The organism is Burkholderia sp. HI2714, assembly GCF_002223085.1.
Lineage (GTDB): Bacteria > Pseudomonadota > Gammaproteobacteria > Burkholderiales > Burkholderiaceae > Burkholderia > Burkholderia lata_D.
This window is the reverse complement of record NZ_NKFM01000029.1, coordinates 1-23,132: the sequence shown is the minus strand read 5'-3', so window position 1 is coordinate 23,132 and position 23,132 is coordinate 1. Positions and strand designations below refer to the sequence as shown.

Annotated in this window: 16 protein-coding genes; 11 read left to right on the top strand and 5 right to left on the bottom strand. The window is 68.5% G+C overall.

Annotation, left to right across the window (positions count from 1 at the left end; all coding sequences use genetic code 11):
- Window positions 1-200: 200 nt before the first annotated feature.
- From CFB82_RS15830 to nagE, 11 genes are all read left to right on the top strand, one after another.
- Window positions 201-1,181, top strand: coding sequence for an ABC transporter substrate-binding protein (locus CFB82_RS15830; RefSeq protein WP_089484621.1), 981 nt, complete (start codon window positions 201-203; stop codon window positions 1,179-1,181).
- Window positions 1,182-1,320: 139 nt separating this feature from the next.
- Window positions 1,321-2,217: an ABC transporter permease gene (locus CFB82_RS15825; RefSeq protein ID WP_089484620.1), complete on the top strand. Its 897-nt coding sequence runs from the start codon at window positions 1,321-1,323 to the stop codon at window positions 2,215-2,217.
- Window position 2,218: 1 nt separating this feature from the next.
- The gene (locus CFB82_RS15820; protein ID WP_011353261.1) at window positions 2,219-3,013 is read left to right on the top strand and encodes an ABC transporter ATP-binding protein; all 795 of its coding nucleotides are present in this window, start codon (window positions 2,219-2,221) and stop codon (window positions 3,011-3,013) included.
- Between the two features lie 285 nt (window positions 3,014-3,298).
- A complete protein-coding gene (gene imuA / locus CFB82_RS15815; protein ID WP_069248915.1) occupies window positions 3,299-4,006 on the top strand; it encodes a translesion DNA synthesis-associated protein ImuA in 708 nt (235 codons plus the stop codon).
- Window positions 3,939-5,435 (top strand): Y-family DNA polymerase, encoded by a 1,497-nt coding sequence (locus CFB82_RS15810; RefSeq protein WP_089484619.1) that lies wholly within the window; start codon window positions 3,939-3,941, stop codon window positions 5,433-5,435. Before imuA ends, CFB82_RS15810 begins: the two co-directional genes overlap by 68 nt.
- Before the next feature lie 6 nt (window positions 5,436-5,441).
- The gene (locus CFB82_RS15805) at window positions 5,442-8,645 is read left to right on the top strand and encodes an error-prone DNA polymerase (protein ID WP_089484618.1); all 3,204 of its coding nucleotides are present in this window, start codon (window positions 5,442-5,444) and stop codon (window positions 8,643-8,645) included.
- 326 nt (window positions 8,646-8,971) lie between these two features.
- A complete protein-coding gene (locus tag CFB82_RS15800) occupies window positions 8,972-9,706 on the top strand; it encodes a GntR family transcriptional regulator (RefSeq protein WP_043187255.1) in 735 nt (244 codons plus the stop codon).
- Between the two features lie 98 nt (window positions 9,707-9,804).
- A complete protein-coding gene (gene nagA, locus CFB82_RS15795) occupies window positions 9,805-10,908 on the top strand; it encodes an N-acetylglucosamine-6-phosphate deacetylase (RefSeq protein ID WP_048247011.1) in 1,104 nt (367 codons plus the stop codon).
- A complete protein-coding gene (locus tag CFB82_RS15790) occupies window positions 10,901-11,908 on the top strand; it encodes an SIS domain-containing protein (RefSeq protein WP_089484617.1) in 1,008 nt (335 codons plus the stop codon). Before nagA ends, CFB82_RS15790 begins: the two co-directional genes overlap by 8 nt.
- Window positions 11,909-11,923: 15 nt before the next feature.
- The gene (gene ptsP / locus CFB82_RS15785) at window positions 11,924-14,506 is read left to right on the top strand and encodes a phosphoenolpyruvate--protein phosphotransferase (protein ID WP_089484616.1); all 2,583 of its coding nucleotides are present in this window, start codon (window positions 11,924-11,926) and stop codon (window positions 14,504-14,506) included.
- Between the two features lie 87 nt (window positions 14,507-14,593).
- A complete protein-coding gene (gene nagE, locus CFB82_RS15780) occupies window positions 14,594-16,363 on the top strand; it encodes an N-acetylglucosamine-specific PTS transporter subunit IIBC (RefSeq protein ID WP_089484615.1) in 1,770 nt (589 codons plus the stop codon).
- Between the two features lie 165 nt (window positions 16,364-16,528).
- On the opposite strand, the gene CFB82_RS15775 is transcribed toward nagE, so the two are convergent.
- From CFB82_RS15775 to cydP, 5 genes are all read right to left on the bottom strand, one after another.
- A complete protein-coding gene (locus CFB82_RS15775) occupies window positions 16,529-19,012 on the bottom strand; it encodes a family 20 glycosylhydrolase (protein WP_089484614.1) in 2,484 nt (827 codons plus the stop codon).
- A 587-nt stretch (window positions 19,013-19,599) separates the two neighbouring features.
- Entirely contained in the window at window positions 19,600-19,722 is a 123-nt protein-coding gene (gene cydX, locus CFB82_RS15765; protein ID WP_006477761.1) for a cytochrome bd-I oxidase subunit CydX, read from the bottom strand.
- A gap of 62 nt (window positions 19,723-19,784) precedes the next feature.
- The gene (cydB, locus tag CFB82_RS15760) at window positions 19,785-20,921 is read right to left on the bottom strand and encodes a cytochrome d ubiquinol oxidase subunit II (RefSeq protein WP_089484613.1); all 1,137 of its coding nucleotides are present in this window, start codon (window positions 20,919-20,921) and stop codon (window positions 19,785-19,787) included.
- Window positions 20,922-20,952: 31 nt separating this feature from the next.
- Complete coding sequence (locus CFB82_RS15755) at window positions 20,953-22,533, bottom strand: cytochrome ubiquinol oxidase subunit I (protein ID WP_069248907.1); 1,581 nt, start codon at window positions 22,531-22,533, stop codon at window positions 20,953-20,955.
- A complete protein-coding gene (gene cydP / locus CFB82_RS15750) occupies window positions 22,523-22,801 on the bottom strand; it encodes a cytochrome oxidase putative small subunit CydP (protein ID WP_011353248.1) in 279 nt (92 codons plus the stop codon). The genes CFB82_RS15755 and cydP overlap by 11 nt, the downstream gene beginning before the upstream one ends.
- Window positions 22,802-23,132: the final 331 nt, after the last annotated feature.

Sequence of the window (23,132 nt, the reverse complement as noted above, 5' to 3'; positions counted from 1 at the left end):
CGCGGCGATCCGGGGCATGCGGCGAAAGCGCGGAGTCAGGCGGTGGTCTGCGGAAATGGTATCCTCGTGCGTTCGCCGCTGCACGCTTTCCCAGAGCGTGCGCGGGCCGTTCGCCAGCGCGTCGTACGCTTGGCGGCGCCCGCCTGACGGCGGCGGGAATCCATCATCCAGAACCGACACAATACGGGGGAGACACACCCATGAAGCGTTTCAAGACTTTCGCGATCCGTTCTTTCGCGATCCGTTCGATCACGGCCGGCGTCGCCGCACTCGCGCTGGCCGGTGCCGCGCACGCCCAGACCGTCAAGGTGCTGTCGATCGTCGATCACCCGGCGCTCGATGCGATCCGCGACGGCGTGCGCGCCGAGCTGAAGGCGGAAGGTTACGGCGACGACAAGCTCAAGTGGGAATACCAGAGCGCGCAGGGCAACACGGGCACGGCAGCACAGATCGCGCGCAAGTTCGTCGGCGACCAGCCCGACGTGATCGTCGCGATCGCGACGCCGGCCGCGCAGGCGGTGGTGGCCTCGACGAAGAGCGTGCCGGTCGTCTATTCGGGCGTGACCGATCCGGTCGCCGCGCAGCTCGTGAAGGGCTGGGGCCCGTCGGGCACCAACGTGACGGGCGTATCCGACAAGCTGCCGCTCGATCGCCAGGTCGCGCTGATCAAGCGCGTCGTGCCGAATGCGAAGACGGTCGGCATGGTCTACAACCCGGGCGAGGCGAACTCGGTCGTCGTCGTGAAGGAACTCAAGGAGATCCTCGCGAAGCAGGGGATGACGCTGAAGGAGGCGGCCGCGCCGCGTACCGTCGACATTGGCCCGGCCGCGAAGAGCCTGATCGGCAAGGTCGACGTGATCTACACGAACACCGACAACAACGTCGTGTCCGCGTACGAAGCGCTCGTGAAGGTCGCGAACGAAGCGAAGATCCCGCTCGTCGCCGGCGACACCGACAGCGTGAAGCGCGGCGGCATCGCGGCGCTCGGCATCAACTACGGCGACCTCGGCCGCCAGACGGGCAAGGTCGTCGCGCGCATCCTGAAGGGCGAGAAGCCGGGCGTGATCGCGTCGGAAACGAGCAGCAACCTCGAGTTGTTCGCGAACACGGGCGCGGCCGCGAAGCAGGGCGTGACGCTGTCGCCGGATCTGCTCAAGGACGCGAAGACGGTCATCAAGTAAGCCGCGGCCCGACCGCCGTGCTTGCGGGCCCGATCCGGGCCTGAACGACCCCGCCGGACGGGCGGCTCCCACCCGGGGCCGCCCGTTCGCTTCGCCCGGCCGCACACGTCCGGCCGGAAAGCAACAGGATTTCCCCATCATGTCTCTGTTCTCGTTTCTGGGCGCGCTGGAGATCGGCCTGATCTTCAGCCTCGTCGCCCTCGGGGTGCTGATCTCGTTTCGCATCCTCAACTTCCCCGACCTCACCGTCGACGGCAGCTTTCCGCTCGGCGGCGCCGTCGCCGCGACGCTGATCTCGGCCGGCTACGACCCGTTCAGCTCGACCGGCATCGCGATCGTCGCGGGCGCGGTGGCCGGCTTCATCACCGGCTGGCTCAACGTGCGCCTGAAGATCATGGACCTGCTCGCCAGTATCCTGATGATGATCGCGCTCTATTCGGTGAACCTGCGGATCATGGGCCGGCCGAACGTGCCGCTCATCACCGAGCCGACCATTTTCACCGTGCTGCAGCCCGACTGGATGCCCGACTACGTGCTGCGCCCGGCGCTGCTCGCGATCGTCGTCGTGGTCGCGAAGTTCGGCCTCGACTGGTTCTTCTCGTCGCAGCTCGGTCTCGCGATGCGTGCGACCGGCGCGAACCCGCGGATGGCGCGCGCGCAAGGCATCGCGACCGGCCGTGCGACGCTCGCCGGGATGGCGCTGTCGAACGCGCTCGTCGCGCTCGCGGGCGCCCTGTTCGCGCAGACGCAGGGCGGCGCGGATATCTCGATGGGGATCGGCACGATCGTGATCGGGCTGGCCGCCGTGATCATCGGCGAGACGCTGCTGCCGGCGCGCCGGCTCGTGCTGACGACGCTCGCCGTCGTGCTCGGCGCGATCGTCTACCGCTTCTTCATCGCACTCGCGCTCAACAGCGAATTCATCGGGCTGAAGGCGCAGGATCTGAACCTCGTGACGGCCGCGCTCGTCACGATCGCGCTGGTGCTGCCGGCGACGCGCAAGAAGCTGTTCGCGCGCAAGAACGGAGGCGCCTGACATGCTGTCCGCACAAGACCTGAAACTCACGTTCAATCCCGGCACGCCGATCGAGACGCGCGCGCTGCGCGGGCTGTCGCTCGAGATTCCCGACGGCCAGTTCGTCGCAGTGATCGGCTCGAACGGCGCCGGCAAGTCGACCTTCCTCAATGCGGTCAGCGGCGACCAGGCCGTCGATGCGGGACGCATCTCGATCGACGGCACGGACGTCACGCGCAAGGCCGCGTGGGATCGCGCGCACCTCGTCGCGCGCGTGTTCCAGGATCCGATGGCCGGCACCTGCGAGGCGCTGACGATCGAGGAGAACATGGCGCTCGCGATGGCGCGCGGTGCACGGCGCGGCTTCCGGGCCGCGCTCGACCGGCCGTCGCGCGAGCTGTTCCGCGACAAGCTGCGGCTGCTGAACCTCGGCCTCGAGAACCGGCTGACCGACCGGATCGGGCTGCTGTCGGGCGGCCAGCGGCAGGCGGTGAGCCTGCTGATGGCGTCGCTGCGGCCGTCGCGGATCCTGCTGCTCGACGAGCACACGGCCGCGCTCGACCCGAAGACGGCCGCGTTCGTGCTGGAGCTGACCGCGCGCATCGTCGCCGAGAGCAAGCTGACGACGATGATGGTCACGCACAGCATGCGGCAGGCGCTCGACTACGGCGACCGCACGGTGATGCTGCACCAGGGGCAGGTCGTGCTCGACGTGTCGGGCGACGCGCGCAAGGGGCTCGACGTGCCGGACCTGCTGCAGATGTTCGAGAAGGTGCGTCACGAGCAGCTCGACGACGACGCGTTGCTGCTCGGCTGACGGGCGGCAGGCGGGCCGGTGCGGTGCGGGGTGCCGCATCGTGCCGGTTTGCCCGCGGGGTTTCGCGGGGTGGCGTGCGGGCCCGGCCGGGCGATTCGGGCCGGATGGCGGTCGCGCGCGTTCGTGCGACACGATCCGGCCACGCCCGCTCCGGCGCGGCGTAACATGACGGCCGCGCGGGCTTTCCCGTCGCCTTTCTTCTGACGAAAACCGGTTTTGCACCGGTGCTGTGCGACGCGAGCGCATTGCCATATACTGTATATCCATACAGTTGTGGGTGGCATCATGCTCGCATCCTCCATTTCTCCCGAATCCCTTCATCCGTCGCTGTGGCGCGGCTCGCAGCTCGCGCGCGGCGGTCCGCGCACGATCGAGACCGGCTTCGCGCCGCTGTCGGCCGAGCTGCCGGGCGGCGGCTGGCCGGTCGGCGGGCTCGTCGAACTGCTGGCCGCGCAGCCGGGCTGCGGCGAGATGCGGCTGCTCGCGCCCGCGCTCGCGCGCACCGTCAGCGCCCGGCGGCCACTCGCGCTCGTCGCGCCGCCGCAGTCGCCGCATGCGACCGCGCTCGCCAGTCTCGGCGTGCCGGCCGACGCGCTGCTGTGGCTGCGTGCCGGCAGCCACACGGATGCGTTGTGGGCCGCCGAGCAGGCACTCAAGACCGGTTGTTGCGGCGCGCTGCTGCTGTGGCAGGACGCGCGGCCCGATGCGCTGCGGCGCCTGCATCTCGCGGCCGCGCGCACGGGCGACACGCTGTTCGTGATGCTGCGCCCGCTGTCGGCCGAGCGGCAGCCGTCGCCGGCCGTGCTGCGCGTCGCGCTGTACCCGGTGCCGGGCGGCGTGTCCCTCGACATCGTCAAGCGTCGCGGCCCCGCCCGCAGCGAGCCGCTCGTGCTCGACCTGCCGTCGCCCATCGTGGAGAGCCGCTATGCGCGTCTTGCTCGGCATCCATCTGCCGCGCCTGCCGCTCGACGTGTGCGTCGCGCCTCCGTCTGACGGCGAGGCGGGCGACGCCGGCGGCGCAGGCTGTGCGGTGCTCGAGCAGGGGGTCGTGCTGATCGCCGACGCGGCCGCGCGCCGGCAGGGCGTGCGCGCGGGCATGAAGCGCGGCGGCGTGCTCACGCTCGCGCCGCACACGCAGCTCGTCGAACGCGATCCCGCGCGCGAGGCCGATGCGCTGCGCGCGGTCGCGCTCGCGCTGCTGCGCTTCTCGCCGTGCGTCGCGCTCGGCGACGAAGCCACGCTGCTCGTCGACGTTGGCCCGAGCCTGCGCTTGTTCGGCGGGTTGCCGTCGCTGTGCCGCCAGGTCCGCGCGACGCTCGCGGCGCTCGGCTATGCGGCGCGCCTGTCCGCCGCACCGACCGGGGGCGGTGCGTGGCTGCTCGCGCGTGTGTCGGCTCGTGCGCGCATCCGGCGCCGCGTCGCGAGCCCGGCCTCGCTTGTCCGTGCGCTCGACAGGCTGCCCTGTGTGCTGCTGCCCGACGCGCGTCCGTATGCGGGCTGGTTCGACGGCCTCGGTTGCCGCACGCTCGCCGATCTGCGCGGCCTGCCGCGCGCGGGGCTGCAGCGCCGCTGCGGTCCCGCGTTGCTGGCCGCGCTCGATCGTGCGTATGGCGACGCGGTCGAGCCGCTTGCATGGATGGCGGTGCCGCCGGTGTTCGACGTGCGGCTCGAATTGCAGGAGCGGGTCGAATACGCGGAAGCCGTGTTGTTCGTGGCGCGGCGGCTCGTCGTGCAGCTGTGCGGCTGGCTGGCCGCGCGGCACCTGTCGCTGGCCGCGATGACGTTCGATCTCGAACACGAGCGCGGCCGCCAGGCCGTGCCGCCGACGCCGCTCGAGCTCGCGTTCGCGTCGCCCGTGCGTGACGACGCGCATTTCATGCGGCTGCTCGGCGAGCGGCTCGCGCGCGTCGAGTTGCCGGCCGCGGTGATCGCCGTGCGTCTGAAGGCCACGCGCGTCGAATCGGTCGCGCCGCCGGCCGACGATCTGTTCCCCGAGCCGGGCGGCACGCGCGAGACGCGCGCGCGGCTGTTCGAACTGCTGGTCGCTCGGCTCGGCGCGGACAACGTGCTGCGCGCGGCGCCCGTCGCCGATCACCGGCCCGAGGCGGCGAACCGCTGGCTGCCGCTCGACGCGCAGGCCGGCAAGCCGGCCGGCGGGCTGCCGGCCGTGCCGCCGAGGCCCGCGTGGTTGCTGGCGGAGCCGCTGCCGCTGTTGATGCGCGGGGAGCGGCCGGTATTTCATACGCCGCTCAGGATGATGTCGTCGGTGGAGCGGATCGAGGCCGGATGGTTCGACGGTCAGCTCGCTGCGCGCGATTACTGTGTCGCGCAGGACGAGGCCGGTGCGTGCTACTGGGTGTTCAAGGAGCGGGCGGGGAGCGAGGCCGAGCCGCGCTGGTTCCTGCACGGCCTGTTCGGGTGAACGGTCATGGTTGCGGAATTCAGCTGGCTGCCCGATTACGCGGAGTTGTTCTGCCGTTCGAACTTTTCGTTCCTGCATGGCGCGTCGCATGCGGAGGAACTGGTCGAGCGCGCGTTCGAGCTCGGCTATCGCGGGATCGCGATCACCGACGAATGCTCGCTTGCCGGCGCGCCGCGCATGCACGTCGCGGCGAAGGCGAAGGGGTTGCCGCTCGTCATCGGTTCGTATTTCGAAGTTACGCCGGATGAAGTCGCACCCGGCCACGATCCGGGTCCGGGCGCGTTCGGGCTCGTGTTGCTTGCGCAAAATCGTGAAGGCTACGGCAACCTGTCCGAACTGATTTCGTGGCGGAGGATGGCGTCGCCGAAGGGCACTTACAAGCTGACGTCGCGGATGCTGTCGGCGCCGCCTGCCGAGTTTGCGCACTTGCGCGGCATGCCCGACTGCTTTGCGATCCTCGTGCCCGCGTATCCGGTACGTGCCGATGTACTCGATGCGCAGGTCGCGTGGTTTCGCGCGACGTTCGGCGAGCGGGCGCGGCTCGGGCTCGTGCAACTGCAGCGCGCGCTGGACGGTGCGCAGCGCGAGGAGATTCGCGCGGCGGGCGAACGGCGCGGCGTGCGCATCGTCGCGCTGGGCGACGTGACGATGCACCGGCGCTCGTGCAAGGAACTACAGGACGTGATGACGGCGATTCGCGTCGGCATGCCGGTTTCCGAGTGCGGGTATGCGCTTGCGCCGAATGCGGAACAGCATTTGCGTGGGCGGAACCGGATCGGGAATCTGTTCTCGCCGGAGGAGATTGCGGAGACGTGCGCGATTCTCGATGCGTGTCCTTTCGAACTGGACTCGCTGCGCTACGAGTATCCCGACGAGATCGTGCCGAAGGGGCATACGCCGACGAGCTATCTGGAGCAGGAAACCATGGCCGGGGCGGCCACACGCTATCCGCAAGGTGTGCCGGAGAAGGTGTCGAAGCAGATCCGGTATGAACTCGACCTGATCGCGCAACTGAGTTACGAGCCGTTCTTCCTGACCGTCTACGACATCGTCAAATACGCACGCAGCCAGAACATCCTGTGCCAGGGGCGTGGCTCGGCGGCAAACTCGGTCGTCTGCTTCTGCCTCGGCATCACCGAGGTGAATCCCGAGCAAAGCACGATGCTGTTCGAGCGCTTCATCAGCGCGGAACGCGGCGAGCCGCCCGATATCGACGTCGACTTCGAGCATCAGCGCCGGGAAGAGGTGATTCAGCATATCTACGAAAAATACGGACACAACCGCGCAGCACTCGCAGCCGCCGTATCGACGTATCGTCCGCGCGGCGTGCTGCGCGAAACCGGCAAGGCGCTCGGCGTCGATCCGATGCTGGTCGATCGCGTCGCGAAAGCGCATCGCTGGTTCGACGGTAGCCGCGACCTGCTGCAGCAATTCTCGACGATCGGGCTCGATCCCGAGACGCCGCTCATCCAGGCATGGGCCCGGCTCGCCGCGCGGCTCCTCAACTTTCCGCGTCATCTGTCGCAGCACTCGGGCGGCTTCGTGATCAGCCGCGGCAAGCTCACGCGGCTCGTGCCGGTCGAAAATGCAGCGATGGACGGACGGCGCGTGATCCAGTGGGATAAAGACGACCTCGAATCGCTCAAGCTGATGAAGGTCGACGTGCTCGCGCTCGGCATGCTGTCGGCGCTGCATCGCGCATTCGACATGCGTACCGCGTGGCGTGGGCCGCCGGAGCCGGATGGCGAGCCGTTCACGCTGAAGCACATTCCGCAGGATGACAAGGCGACCTACGACATGATCTGTCGTGCCGACACGGTCGGCGTGTTCCAGATCGAATCGCGCGCGCAGATGTCGATGCTGCCGCGCCTGCGCCCGGAGACTTACTACGATCTGGTGATCGAGGTTGCGATCGTGCGGCCGGGGCCGATCCAGGGCGGGGCCGTGCACCCCTATCTGAAACGCCGCCAGGGACTCGAAAAGGTCAGTTATCCGAAGGAGGACCTGAAGCCTGCACTCGAGCGTACGTACGGCGTGCCGATCTTCCAGGAACAGGTGATGCAGATCGCGATGATCGCGGCAGGCTTCACGCCCGGCGAGGCGGATGAACTGCGCCGCGCGATGGCCGCGTGGAAGCGCAAGGGCAATCTCGAGAAATATCACAGCAAGATCGTCGACGGGATGCGCGAGCGCGACTATCCGCCCGACTTCGCCGAACAGATCTTCGAACAGATCAAGGGCTTCGGCGATTACGGTTTCCCCGAAAGCCACGCAGCCAGCTTCGCGAAACTCGCGTACGCCAGCAGCTGGCTCAAATGCCACGAACCGGCGATCTTCCTCGCCGCGCTGCTGAACAGCCAGCCGATGGGTTTCTATCCGCCGTCGCAGCTCGTGCAGGACGCGAAGCGGCACGGCGTGCAGGTGCGGCCGATCGACGTGACGCAAAGCAACTGGGAAGCATCGCTCGAAGCGCTGCCCGATCAGCCGCCTCCGCATGGCCAGCCCGCCGTGCGGCTCGGCCTGTCGCTCGTGCGGGGGCTCGGCGAAGCCGCCGCGCGCCGCATCGAAGCCGCGCGCACGGCCGGGCCGTTTGACAACGTCGATACCCTCGCACGCCGCGCGCAGCTCGAACGCCGCGATCTCGAAGCGCTCGCCGCCGCGAACGCGCTTGCGACGCTCGCCGGCCATCGCCGCGATGCGCTATGGCAAGCGGTTGCAGCCGCCCCCGAACGCGACCTGCTCGCGACCGCGACGATCGACGAAGTGGAGAAGCCCGCGCTCGGCGCGCCGTCGGAAGCCGACGACATCCTCGCCGACTATCACACGACCGGCCTCACGCTGAATCGCCACCCCGTCGCGCTGCTGCGGCCCGAACTGCGCGCGCGGCGGCTGTCGTCCGCGGCCGAATTGCACGACCGCCCCGACGGCCGGCTCGCGCGCGCGTGCGGGCTCGTGACCGCACGGCAGATGCCGGGCACCGCAAAAGGCGTGATGTTCATGACGCTCGAGGACGAAACGGGCTGCGTGAACCTGATCGTCCGGCCCGAGCTGCTCGCGCGGCAGCGCCGCGAAACCCTCGATTCGCGGCTGCTTGCCGCGTCCGGCGTGTGGCAGGTCGCGAGAGACGTGAGGCACCTCGTCGTGCAGCACTTCGAGGATCTGACGCCGCTGCTCGGCGGCCTGCGCACGTCGAGCCGCGAATTCCACTGACACAACCGGCGCGCGCCGCCGAACGCGCGGTGCCTCGCCATCCGTGCATACCAGTTGGCTAAACTGGTTCTATCCAGGTCTCATATTCGTGCCCAAAACCTGGCCGAACCACGTACTTGAACTGTCCCCTTGCATACCAATCCGGGTAAATCCCTATCCCGTACGTCGTTGTAAACAAAGGGTTTGTGAGGACTAAAACGCTTGCCGGGCAAGGCTTCCGACGATTTCGGCAACGCTAATACCAGTTCGTTGACTGGTATTATGGTGGTTATATAATGCCCTCACTTTCGACGGCCTGAGGTCGTCGTCCGACACCCCGGAGGCACATGGAAACCGGCTGGTCCGAACTGGCGCCCGATCCCCTCAGCGATACGCCGCTTTATCTGCAGCTCGCCCGCAACCTGGCGAGCGCGATTCACGCCGGCGCGTGGCGGGCCGGCGAGGCGCTGCCGTCGGAGCGGCTGCTGTCGGTGTCGGTCGGCGTGTCGCGGATCACGGCCCGTCGCGCACTCGCGCTGCTGGTCGAGCAGGGGCTGATCAAGCGGGCGCGCGGGGCGGGCAGCTTCATCACGCCGCGCGTCGCCGATCCGCTGTCGCGTCTCGTCGGCTTCACCGCGAAGATGCAGCAGCGCGGCTTCGTGCCCGACTCGGTGTGGCTGTCGCGCACGCTGCGTGCCGCAAACCGCGACGAGATCACGCGTCTCGGTCTCGCGCCCGGCGCGACGGTGGCGCGGCTCGAACGGCTGCGCCGCGCGGACGGCATCGTGATGGCCGTCGAGCACTCGACGCTGCCGGCCGCGGTGGTGCCTGATCCGCAGGTGCTCGGCGCGTCGCTGTACGAATACCTCGAAGCGCGCGGCATGACCGTCGTGCGCGCGCTGCAGCACTTTCGCGCGGCGAACGCGACCCACGCGATCGCGAAATGGATGGCGGTGAAGCCGGGTTCGGCCCTGCTGGTGATCACGCGGATCGGCTACGGCGCCGACCAGCGCGCGATCGAAGTGAGTGAAACGTATTGCCGCGACGATTACTACGACTTCGTCGCCGAACTGAAACGCTGACGCGCGAGACTGCCCGCGCGCGACACGCGTGAAGCAACGACACGGATTTGCAAATCACGACGCGGATGCCCGCGTCACCAGATCATCAAGAGAACGTCATGCTGACTGGAAACATCCTTACCCCCGACGGCTGGATTCACGGTTCGCTCGATAGCGAGAACGGCCGCATCACGACCCTCGACGGCAAGCCCGTCGATCCCGCGAAGAACGACGCGCCTTACATCCTGCCCGGCTTCATCGACCTGCACGTGCACGGTGGTGGCGGCGCGGACGTGATGGAGGGCGGCGACGCGATCGAGACGATCGCCCGCACGCACGCGCAATTCGGCACGACGAGCCTGCTCGCGACGACGATGACCGCGCCGCGCGACGAACTGATGAAAGTCGTCGGCAACCTCGGCACCGTCGCGCGCACCCGCACGCCGGGCGGCGCGCGCGTGCTCGGCGTGCACCTCGAAGGCCCGTACATCAACCCCGGCAAGCTCGGTGCGCAGCCCGACGCGGCCGTGTCGGCCGTGCTCGACGAAGTGCTGAAGTACCTGTCGATCGCGCCGATCCGCGTCGTCACGCTCGCGCCGGAAATCGCCGGCCACATCGAGATCATCGGCGAGATGGCCGCGCGCGGCGTGCGCGTGCAGCTCGGCCATTCGCTCGCGACCTACGACGACGCGGTGGCCGCGCTCAAGCACGGCGCGTGCGGTTTCACGCACCTGTTCAACGCGATGTCGCCGCTGCATCACCGCAACCCGGGTCTGGTGGGTGCGGCGCTTGCTCATGCTGAATACGCGGAAATCATCCCCGACCTGCTGCACGTCCACCCGGGCGCGATTCGGGCCGCGCTACGCGCGATCCCGCGCCTGTACGTCGTGACCGACAGCACCTCCGCCACGGGCATGCCCGACGGCGAATACCGGCTCGGCAGCCAGCACGTGACGAAGTGCCTCGGCGGCGTGCGGCTTGCCGACGGCACGCTCGCCGGCAGCACGCTGACGATGGACCAGGCGCTGCGCAATCTCGTGTCGCTCGGCCTGCCGATCGCCGACGTGTCGAACCGGATGTCGCGCTACGCGGCCGACTACCTCGGCGTCGCCGATCGCGGCCGCCTTGAGCGCGGCGCATGGGCCGACCTCGCGGTGTTCGACCGCGACCTGAACCTCACCGCGACCTACGTCGAAGGAGAATCGATTGTCGAATATGCTTAAGGAAGCGCGCGAGTCCGCCCAGGTCGTCGCCGCGCAGATCGCCGACACGACGCGCGTCGAAGCGCTCGCCGGCCAATTGCTCGACCACCCGCCGGCCGTCGCACTGACGGTCGCACGCGGCAGCTCGGATCACGCCGCGAGCTATTTCGCGAGCCTGACGATGAGCCGCCTCGGCGTGCCGGTCGCGTCGCTGCCGATGTCGGTCGCGACGCTGCAGCAGGCGCCGCTGAAGGTGCAGGACCAGCTCGCGATCGCCTTCTCCCAGTCGGGCAAGAGCCCCGATCTCGTCAATACGATGGCCGCGCTGCGCGAAGCCGGCGCGCGCACCGTCGCCGCCGTGAACGTGCTGCCGTCGCCGCTCGCCGACGCGTGCGAGCACCAGTTGCCGCTGCTCGCCGGCCCCGAACTGTCGGTGGCCGCGACGAAGAGCTATATCGCGATGCTGTCGCTGTCCGCGCAGATCGTCGCGTACTGGCAGCGCGACGCCGCGCTGATGAGCGCGCTGCGCGGCCTGCCCGACGTACTCGCGCAAGCCGGCCAGCTCGACTGGTCGCAGGCCGTTGCCGCGCTGGCGGGTGTCGAGCGGATGATCGTGATCGGCCGCGGCCTGGGCCTCGCGATCGCGCAGGAAGCCGCGCTGAAGCTGAAGGAAACGTCCGGCATCCAGGCCGAGGCGTTCTCGAGCGCCGAAGTCCGTCACGGCCCGATGGAGCTGATCGACCGCGACTATCCGCTGCTCGTGTTCGCGCCGCCGGGGCCCGAGCAGGCCGGCCTGCTGCAGCTTGCCGCGGACATGCGCGCCCGCGGCGCCGCCGTGCTGCTCGCGGCGCCCGCCGGCATACCCGGCGCGACGCTGCCGCTCGCGCAGTCCGCCCATTCGGCGCTCGACCCGATCGCCGCCATTCTTTCGTTCTACGTGATGGCGGCGGATCTCGCCGTTGCGCGCGGCCGCAATCCCGACACGCCGCGCCACCTGAACAAAGTCACCGAAACGCACTGATAGCCGAGACAGCCGATGAGACGCGCCGAGGAGTCCCAGTTGAAGAGCCCCACCCACGATCAGATCGTCCTGCTTAGCCCCATGACGGGGCCGATCGTCGCACTGGCCGACGTGCCCGATCCGGTGTTCTCCGGCGGGATGTTCGGCGACGGCATCGGTATCGACCCGCTCGCGGGCCAGCTCGTCGCACCGTGCGCGGGCGTCGTGTCGCATCTCGCGCGCACGGGCCACGCGGTGACGATCACGACGCCGCAAGGCGCGGAAGTGCTGCTGCACATCGGCATCGACACGGTCGAGCTGAACGGGCAGGGTTTCATCGCGCACGTCGAGGCGGGTGCGCGTGTCGAGGTGGGCACGCTGCTGATCGAGTTCGACCAGGACGCGGTGGCGCGCAGCGCGCATTCGCTCGTGTCGGTGATCGCGATTGCCAATTCGGATGCGTTCGAGGTCGTCGATCGTGCCAGCGGCTTCGCGACGGCCGGCGAGACGCCGCTGCTCGCGCTGCGCGGCAAGGGCGAAGCGGCCGTGCAGGCGGCACAAGCCGGTGCCGCGGCGCAGAACGAAGTGCGCCGTGAAATCGTGCTGGCGCAGCCGGGCGGCCTGCATGCGCGGCCGGCCGCGCGGGCGCGCGAGGCCGTGCGCGGGTTCGACGCGACCGTCGACGTACTGTTCGACGGCCGCAAGGCGTCGATCGCGAGCGTCGTCGGCCTGCTCGGCCTCGGCGCCGGCGAAGGCGCGACGGTCGAACTGGTCGGCCGTGGCGCGCACGCGCAGCAGGCCGTCGATGCGGTCGAGCACGAGCTGCTGCGCGAAGCGCACGGCGAAGTCGAGGAGCAACCGGCGCGGATGAGGTCGCCCGCGCCGCAGACGGTCGCGCGCAACGTCGGTGCCCCCATCGACCCCAACACGCTTGCGGGCGTATGCGCGGCGCCCGGCATCGCGGTCGGCACGCTGGTGCGTCTCGACGATGCGGAAATCGTGCCGCCCGAGCAGGCCGCCGGCACGCCGGCCACGGAAAGCCGCCAGCTCGACCAGGCACTGAAGGCCGTCGACGCCGAACTCGACGAAACGGTGCGCAACGCATCGGCGCGCGGCGCGGTCGGCGAAGCGGGCATCTTCGCGGTGCACCGCGTGCTGCTGGAAGACCCGACGCTGATCGACGCGGCGCGCGACCTGATCAGCCTCGGCAAGAGCGCGGGCTTCGCCTGGCGCGCGACGATCCGCACGCAGATCGACACGCTGTCGAAGCTCGACGATGCACTGCTCGCCGAACGCGCGGCCGACCTGCGCGACATCGAGAAGCGCGTGCTGCGTGCGCTCGGCCATACGAACGGTGCCGCGCGTGCGCTGCCCGACGAAGCGGTGCTCGCGGCCGAGGAATTCACGCCGTCCGACCTGTCGTCGCTCGATCGCCAGCGCGTGACCGCGCTCGTGATGGCGCGCGGCGGTGCGACGTCGCACGCGGCGATCATCGCGCGGCAGCTCGGCATTCCCGCGCTGGTCGCGGTCGGCGATGCGCTGTACGCGATTCCGGACGGCACGCAAGTCGTCGTCGATGCGAGCGCGGGCCGGCTCGAACACGCCCCGACCGCGCTCGACGTCGAGCGCGCGCGGCACGAACGCCAGCGCCTGGACGGCGTGCGCGAGGCGAACCGGCAACTGGCCGGCGAGGCGGCCGCGACGGTCGACGGTCGCGCGATCGAGGTGGCCGCGAACATCGCGACGCTCGACGATGCGAACACCGCGGTCGATAACGGCGCCGACGCGGTCGGCCTGCTGCGCACCGAACTGATGTTCATCCATCGCCAGGCCGCGCCGACGGTCGTCGAACACCAGCAGAGCTACCAGTCGATCGTCGACGCATTGCAGGGCCGCACGGCGATCATCCGCACGCTCGACGTCGGCGCCGACAAGGAAGTCGACTACCTGACGCTGCCGCCCGAGCCCAACCCTGCGCTCGGCCTGCGCGGCATCCGTCTCGCGCAGGTGCGCCCCGACCTGCTCGACGATCAGTTGCAGGGCCTGCTCGCGGTGAAGCCGTTCGGCGCGGTGCGCATCCTGCTGCCGATGGTGACCGACGCGGGCGAGCTCGTGCGCCTGAAAAAGCGCATCGACGAATTCGCGCGTGCGCAGGGCCGCACCGAGCCGATCGAGGTCGGCGTGATGATCGAGGTGCCGTCGGCCGCGCTGCTGGCCGACCAGCTCGCGCAGCACGCGGATTTCCTGTCGATCGGCACCAACGACCTGACGCAGTACACGCTCGCGATGGACCGCTGCCAGGCCGACCTGGCAGCGCAATCCGACGGCCTGCATCCGGCGGTGCTGCGCCTGATCGACATCGCGGTGCGCGGCGCCGCGAAGCACGGCAAGTGGGTGGGCGTGTGCGGCGCACTCGGCGGCGATCCGCTCGCGGTGCCGGTCCTGGTGGGCCTCGGCGTGACCGAACTGTCGGTCGACCCCGTATCGGTGCCGGGCATCAAGGCGCGGGTGCGCCGTCTCGATTACCAGTTGTGCCGTCAGCGCGCGCAGGATCTGCTCGCGCTCGATTCGGCACAGGCGGTAAGAGCAGCAAGCCGCGAGGTCTGGCCGCTCGACTGAGCGTCGACGGCAGGTTCGCGACCGGTTTCAAGACGAAAGCAATTAGGTCAACGACGATTAACGACGAGACAAGGATTGGAGGACTGAATGAACGGGAATCCGTTTCTGAAAATACAGGGTCTAGGCCGGGCGCTGATGCTGCCGATCGCGGTATTGCCGGTCGCCGGCATCCTGCTGCGACTCGGCCAGCCGGACGTGTTCAACATCAAGATGATCGCCGACGCCGGCGGTGCGATCTTCGACAACCTGCCGCTGCTGTTCGCGATCGGCGTGGCGGTCGGCTTCGCGAAGGACAACAACGGCGTGGCTGCGCTCGCGGGCGCGATCGGCTACCTGATCGAAACCGCGATCATGAAGGACATCGATCCCAAGCTGAACATGGGCGTGCTGTCCGGGATCATCGCGGGTGTGGTCGCGGGCCTGCTGTACAACCGCTATAAGGACATCAAGCTGCCGGACTACCTCGCGTTCTTCGGCGGCAAACGGTTCGTGCCGATCATCACGGGCCTGGTCTGCGTGATACTCGGCATCGCGTTCGGGTACGTCTGGCAGCCGGTCCAGCATCTGATCGACGCGGCCGGCCAGTGGCTGACGACGGCGGGCGCGATCGGTGCGTTCGTGTTCGGCTTCCTGAACCGCCTGCTGCTCGTCACGGGCCTGCATCACATCATCAACTCGCTCGCATGGTTCGTGTTCGGCAACTTCACGCCGCCCGCCGGCGGCGAGATCGTGCACGGCGACCTGCACCGTTTCTTCGCGGGCGACCCGACCGCGGGCACCTTCATGGCCGGCTTCTTCCCGATCATGATGTTCGGCCTGCCGGCCGCGTGTCTCGCGATGCTGCACGAAGCGCCGAAGGAGCGCCGCACGATGGTCGGCGGCCTGCTGTTCTCGATGGCGCTCACGTCGTTCCTGACCGGCGTGACCGAGCCGATCGAATTCAGCTTCATGTTCCTCGCACCGGTGCTGTACGTGATCCACGCGGTGCTGACGGGCCTGTCGCTCGCGATCTGCCAGATCCTCGGCGTGAAGCTCGGCTTCACGTTCTCGGCCGGCGCGATCGACTACGTGCTGAACTACGGGCTGTCGACGAAGGGCTGGATCGCGATTCCGCTCGGCATCGCATACGGCGCCGCGTACTACGGGCTGTTCCGCTTCTTCATCCGCAAGTTCAACATGGCCACGCCGGGCCGTGAGCCGGCATCGGCCGACGCGGCCGAGCAATCGTACGCATCGGGCGGCTTCGTTGCGCCGGCTGCAGGTGCTGCTGCGACGGCTGCGGCGCCGCGTGCGCAACGCTACATCGCCGCGCTCGGCGGGGCAGGCAACCTGTCGGTCGTCGACGCGTGCACGACGCGCCTGCGCCTGACCGTCGTCGATCCGGAGAAGGTCTCGGAGCCGGAACTGAAGTCGATCGGCGCGCGCGGCGTGCTCAAGCGCGGCGGCAACAGCGTGCAGGTGATCATCGGGCCCGAGGCCGACATCATTGCCGACGAGATGCGTGCGGCCATCGGCAGTGGCGCGGCAGGCGCAGCATCGACGGCGACGGCCGCCGCGGCACAGCCCGTCACGGGCGCGGCCGCCGGCCCGCTTGATCCGGAGCCGACGCGCTGGCTCGCGGTGTTCGGCGGCGCGACCAACGTCGTGTCGCTCGACGCGGTCGCGACCACGCGCCTGCGTGTGGTCGTGCGCGATCCGTCGGCGGTCGATCGCGATCGTCTCGGTGCGCTCGACGTCGCGTGGGTGTCGCTCGACACGTTCCACATCGTCTGCGGCAACGCGGCGGCACGCTATGCCGAACAGCTCGGCGCGCGCCTGCCGCCGTCGGGCAGCGGGGCGGCCGCACAACCGGCCTGATGCTGATGCGTTGAAGCCGATCCGATCCGCGCTGCGGTTTCGGGCCGGCCGGCAAAACGAAAACGGCTTGCGATGCGTCGCAAGCCGTTTTTCTTGGGTGCGGGCGATGGCGCGATGCGTTCGCCTGCGTCGCGCCGTCGCTCAGCCATGCAACCGCTCAGCCGATCACGGATTCGTCAGCGTGAAGGTCGGCTTCCGGTAGCCGACGCCGGCCCGGTCGAGCTTCGGCAATTCGCGTTGCGTGAGCAGCGTCGCGAAGCCGGCCCAGTCGCGCTGCAGCGCGGCGATGTCGACGTGATGCGTGTCGCCGCGCCTGAAGCGCACGCCGGCCGCATACGGCAACTCCCAGTCGGCCCGGTGCCACGCGCGCTCGGCGAGCGCCAGCAGCCGCGGGTAGGTCATGTATTCGAGGAAGGTGTCGTTGCGCATCACCTCGCCCCACGCCTGTCCCTGCATGCCTTCGATGCGCGGCGCGGGGCCCGTGCCCGTCACCTCGAACGTGTTGCCGTCACGGTCGCCCATCACTTCGGCGTTCTGCGGCAGGTTCTCGGGTGCGAGCGAGAACACCTTGTACTCGTCCGTCGCATGCGAGCCCCAGTAGTAGCCGCGCTCGCGCGGGTTGAGCGTGTACGGGAAGTCGAAGTACAGGTAGTCGGGCAGCGCGAGCACCGTCTGGTAGCCCTTGCCGCTCAGGTCGCGCGCGCTGTCCGATGCGCCCCAGAAGATCGTGTCCCACAGCGACACCATCACGTGGCGCGTGCTGAAGTCCTGCGGCCCGTTCGCATGCTTGATGCCGTCCTGCCACGCGGCCATCGTGTCGATCCCGTTCGCGCTGACCGCTGCACTCACCTGTTGCGCGAAACGCGTCGGCAGCTCGTCGATCGACTTGATCTCGCCGCGCTGGAGCAGCGCCGTGCACGCGGGCGAACGCGCCCACGGCTTGTCCTGCGCGGCGAGGTCGATGCGCCCCTTGTTCGGATCGGTGCCGTTCAGCGGCTGGAAACCCCCGCCGAGGAAGATGTTCTTCGCCTCGTCGCCGCCGTAGTGCCAGATGTGCAGCGGCGCCTGCGCGTCCGCATGCATCGCCGCGATCTCGCGGATCACCTTCGACGCGAAATTGAGCGCGCCCGGCACGCACGGGTTCAGGTCGCTGCGCCGGTCGTAGAACTGCACCGTCGTCAGGTTCGACGTGTCCTGCGGATCGAGCAGCCGGTACGCGTTCGCTTCCTGCTCGCGGCCGGCCGCATGCAGCCGCTTGTAGCGTGCCTCCATCGTCACGACGGCCGCCCGCGCATGCGCGGGCATGTCGATCTCGGGGATGATCTCCACGAAATGCGCGGCCGCGTAGCGCACCAGCGACACGTAATCGTCACGCGTCAGGTAGCCGCCGCCCGAGCGGTTGTCCGGGCCGGAGCCGAGCTGCGGCAGCAGGCAGCGCGTCTCGCTCGGGTCGTGGCAGCGGCGTGAGCCGATCTCGGTCAGTTCGGGCAGGCCGGGAATCTCGATGCGCCAGCCCTCGTCGTCGGACAGATGCAGGTGCAGGCGATTGAGCTTGTACGCGCTCATCTGGTCGATCAGGCGGCGCAGCGTCGCCGGGTGCTTGAAGTTGCGCGCGAGATCGACGTGCATCCCGCGATGCGTGAAGCGCGGCGCATCCTCGACGAGCATCGCCGGGATCGGGCCGCCGCCAACGGGCGCGAGCGAGTAGAGCGTCTGCACCCCGTAGTAGAGGCCGGCGCGATCGTACGCCTCGATGAACGCACCGCGCGGCCCGATCGCGAGCCGGTAACCGCCCGGCGTCGCGATGTCGGCCGGCAGTCGGCGCGGCGCGACCACGCCCCATACCGGCACGCGTGCACCGTCGAGCCCGAGCGTGCTTGCGCGTTCGCGCAGTGCCGCGACCTGCGCGTCGGGCAGGTTCGGCAGCGCGAGCTCGACGCCGCGCAGGTCGAGCATGCCGGGCAGCGGCTGCTCGCGCTTCACGCTCGGCAGCGCGCGGCTCGCATCGGGCCGTGCGGCCACGGGCGGCGCATTGCCGGTCGAGTTGTTCTGCGCGTCGGCCGGCAGCGATTCGACGTAGCGGAGCTCGTCGTCGGTGTCGTTGTAGCGGAGCACGGCGGGCGGCGCGCCGTCGACGACCACGTACGGGCGCGGGATCACGTCGCTGTAGCGCAGCAGCCAGTATTCGGCGACGAACGGCAGTTCGATGCGCTCGCCCGGTGCCAGCCGCACCGAGCCCGGTTGCGGCGTCAGTTCGTACAGGTCGCCGGTGAGCCGCCGCAGCACGAAGCCGGGGCGGTCGATTCGCAGCAGGCGGCGGATGCTGTGCAGGTAGAGCTTCCAGCCGCCGTCGGCGATCGCCTGGTGGCCGCGGTTCTGCAGGATCAGGCGGCCGGTCGCGCAGGCCGCGCCGTCGGCGCCGAGATCGGCGCACGGCACGCCGGCCGCGGCTGCATGATTGTTGTCGACGGCGACGCGCAACGCGAGGCCGTTCGACAACCGCGCCGCGAGATCGGCCGGCGGCACGGGTGGACGGACGGCGCCGGCCGTCGCGACCGCCGCGCTCGACGCCGGCAGCGCGCCGAGCGCGACCGGCGACAGTGCCGCGACCAGCAGGCCGGCAAACAGGGTGGACAAGGTTCGGTTCATGCGGACTCCTGAGACAAAAGGGGGCGTAGCGGCGTCACGGGATGACGTCGCTGCGAGCGGGTCTTTCAACGGAGCTGCGGGGACAACAGGGTGCGCGGGCGATGCGGCTGCTCCGCGCGAAGTCGGCACGCGGGCGCGTGCGTTACGGAACGGGTGGCGGGCAGGCGTGCCGGTCGGATCGGCGCGGGCGGGTGCGCGTTTTCATCGGCGGCGCACGGCAGCGGCTGCTGCTGATCTTGATGCCGTGACGACGTGCCCATGGGCAAAGGCGCGCGCGCGACCGACGCGGTCGATGACGGCAGCGCTCGCCGACGACGCGCAACCAGCCGCCGCACGCCGACGGCGCAATGGCGCGCCAGCGCGCGCCACATACGGGATTCGCATGTCTCCCCCACCCGGAAGGATTCGGCCTGTCAGCGGCCGTGTCCAAAGATCTTATGAAACCTTTTATTGGTATTCAAGTGGTATCAATCTGGCGCTAAATTGGCATCGGTGTGACGGGCCTGTCCGGCCGGCCCGGGGCGAAAAAAAACCTCGCGCGAGGCGAGGTTCCTTCCGGACGGCGGCCGCATGACCGGCCATGCGCGTCAGTCGCGACGCGCACGCACGGGCGCTTCCTGTGTCTTCTGCCGCGCTTCGAGCCACATCGCATTGACGATGCCGAACGACAGCGCGACGCCGATACCGAGAATCCAGCTGAAATACCACATGATCCGACTCCTTGCGAAACGGTGGGCGAGGGCGCATGTGCGCCCCGGCCCGGTTCAAAGCTTCAATACATCGAATGCTTGTTCTCTTCGAGCACGTCGCGCGTGACCTTGCCGCGCATCACGCGATACACCCAGCTCGTGTAGAGCAGGACGATCGGCAGGAACACGATCACCGCGAACAGCATCACCTGCAGCGTCATGTGGCTCGACGTCGAATCCCATACGGTCAGGCTGCTGCGCGGGTCGAGCGACGACGGCATGATGAACGGGAACATCGAGAAGCCGGCGGTGAGGATCACGCCGGTGATCATCAGGCCCGTGCAGAAGAACGCCGTCTTCTCCTGCTTCGAGCCGGCGAGCAGCAGCGCGATCAGGCCACCCGCGATCGCGACGACGGGCGCCGCGATCATCCACGGGAATTCGCCGTAGTTCGCGAGCCACAGGCCCGAGCCGGCGGCGACGTCCTTGAGCAGCGGGTTCGCGACCGTATCGGTCGGTGCGGCGTGCGTGATGTGGAAGCCGCCGATGGTCGACGCGACCAGCACGCCGGCCAGCACGAACAGTACGACCGCGAGGAACGACGCCACGCGCAGCGCGACCGACGCGCGGCGCGCGATCACCCCTTCCGTCTTCATCTTGATGAAGGCCGCACCGTGCGCGACGAGCATCGTGAGGCTGACGAGCCCGCACAGCAGCGCGAACGGGTTCAGCAGCGCCCAGAAGCCGCCGTAGTAGGTCACGCGCAGGTCGCTGTCGAACTTGAACGGCACGCCTTGCAGCAGGTTGCCGAACGCGACGCCGAACACGAGCGCCGGCACGAAGCCGCCGACGAACAGGCCCCAGTCCCAGCCCGCGCGCCAGCGCGGGTCGGGCCGCTTGCTGCGATAGTCGAAGCCCACCGGCCGGAAGAACAACGCGAACAGCACGAGCAGCATCGCGAAGTAGAAGCCGGAGAACGACGCCGCGTAGACGAGCGGCCAGGCCGCGAACATCGCGCCGCCGGCCGTGATCAGCCACACCTGGTTGCCTTCCCACGTCGCGCCGACGGTGTTGACGATGATGCGGCGTTCCTCGTCGGTCTTGCCGAGGAACGGCAGCAGCGCGGTCGCGCCCATGTCGAAGCCGTCGGTGACGGCGAAGCCGATCAGCAGCACGCCGACGAGCAGCCACCAGATCAGCTTGAGAGTTGCATAGTCCATAGCGATTCCTTGTTCCGTTTCAGGTGCGTGCTCACGCCGGGGCGCGCTCGCTGGCGGCCGCGATTTCGTGGTGATAGCGGCCGGTATGCAGCGACGACGGGCCGAGGCGCGCGTACTTGAACATCAGCTTGATCTCGATGACGAACAGCGCGGTATAGAACAGGATGAAGCCCGCGAGACTCAGGTACAGGTCGCTCGGCTGCAGGCTCGACGCGGACAGGTGCGTCGGCAGCACGCCGGCGATCGTCCACGGCTGGCGGCCGAGCTCGGCGACGATCCAGCCGAATTCGATCGCGATCCACGGCAGCGGGATTGCCCACACCGCATAGCGGAGGAACCAGCGGCGGTTGTCCTGCAGCAGTTCGCGGCGCGCGCAGAACCAGAATGCGGCAACGAACGTCGCGACGAACAGGAAGCCGAGGAACACCATGATCCGGAACGAGAAGAACACGGGCGCGACCGGCGGGATCGTCTTCTTCGCGGCGGCCTTGATCTGCTCGGGCGTCGCATCGACCACGTTCGGCGTGAACTGCTTGAGCATCAGCCCGTAGCCGAGGTACTGCTTGTGCTGGTCGAACAGCGCGCGGGTCGCGTCGCTCGTGTCGCCCTGCTTGATCTTCTGCAGCGCGCCGTACGCGACCATCCCGCTCTGGATGTGCTCCTCGCTGTGCTTCGCGAGTTCACGCAGGCCGATCACCGGTTCGTCGATCGAGCGTGTCGCGATCAGGCCGAGCGCATACGGGATCTTGATCGCATAGTCGGTGCGCTGTTCTTCCTGGTTCGGGATGCCGATCAGCGTGAACGATGCGGGTGCCGGCTGCGTTTCCCATTCGGATTCGATCGCGGCGAGCTTCATCTTCTGCACTTCGCCGGTCGTATAGCCCGATTCGTCGCCGAGCACGATCACGCAGAGCGTCGCCGCGAGGCCGAAGCCGGCCGCGACCGCGAACGAGCGCAGCGCGAAGTCGACGTCGCGCTTCTTCAGCAGGTACCACGACGACACGCCGAGCACGAACATCGCCGCCGACACATAGCCGGCCGACACCGTATGCACGAACTTCACCTGTGCGACCGGGTTGAACAGCACGTCGAACAGGCTCGTCATCTCCATGCGCATCGTCTGGTAATTGAACTCGGCGCCGACCGGGTTGTTCATCCAGCCGTTCGCGACGAGGATCCACAGCGCGGACAGGTTCGAGCCGAGCGCGACGAGGAACGTGACCATCAGGTGCTTGACCTTCGACAGGCGGTTCCAGCCGAAGAAGAACAGGCCGACGAACGTCGATTCGAGGAAGAACGCCATCAGGCCTTCTACCGCGAGCGGCACGCCGAAGATGTCGCCGACATAGTGCGAGTAGTACGACCAGTTCGTGCCGAACTGGAATTCGAGCGTGATGCCGGTCGTCACGCCCATCGCGAAGTTGATCCCGAACAGCTTGCCCCAGAACTGGGTCATGTCCTTGTAGACCTGTTTGCCGGTCATCACGTACACCGCTTCCATGATGACGAGCAGCCAGGACAGGCCGAGCGTCAGCGGCACGAACAGGAAGTGGTAGAGCGCCGTGATGCCGAACTGCAGACGTGACAGATCGACGACTTCACTACTTATCATGGTGGTCTCCCTCGGTAGATGCAGGCGCCGGTACCGAGAGCAGCTTCTCGGCGACGGCGGCAGGCGGCAACGACATGTGCTCGGCCTGCGGATGATTGAAGAATGCGTATTTGAGCGACATCAGGAGGATCAGCTTGACGATCAGCACCAGGGTGATGTCGCGGGCGAGGGTCGGGCCGCGTGCCCACGCGGCGATGCGCGCGCGCCAGCCGATCGTGCCGGCCGGCCGCGGGGGAGGCGGCGCAGGCTCTTTATTGATCGAGATCAAGGCGATTATCCTGAATCGATTTAAGTCTGATTGGGGGCGACTTTACGTCGGATTTATGACGGCCGTGAAGCTGTTTTAATCCTTTTGCGCCTGACGTGCCAATTTTAAAAGGACGGCTTTCCGATGCCGAGTGCTGCGCTGCGGCAGACCGTCGCGAAACGCGGGCCGAAACTTGAGGCAGATCAAGGTTATGCGGAAGGGGCCCAGGGCTTCCGCATGAAGAGGCCCGTGGCTAAAGGGCTGGAGCGGTTGTTCGTTGCGGCGTGTTCAGGTTTACTCTCGCTTTTTGCCGGAACGAGAGATGCCGTCGATCATGGATGCGTTTGCTGAC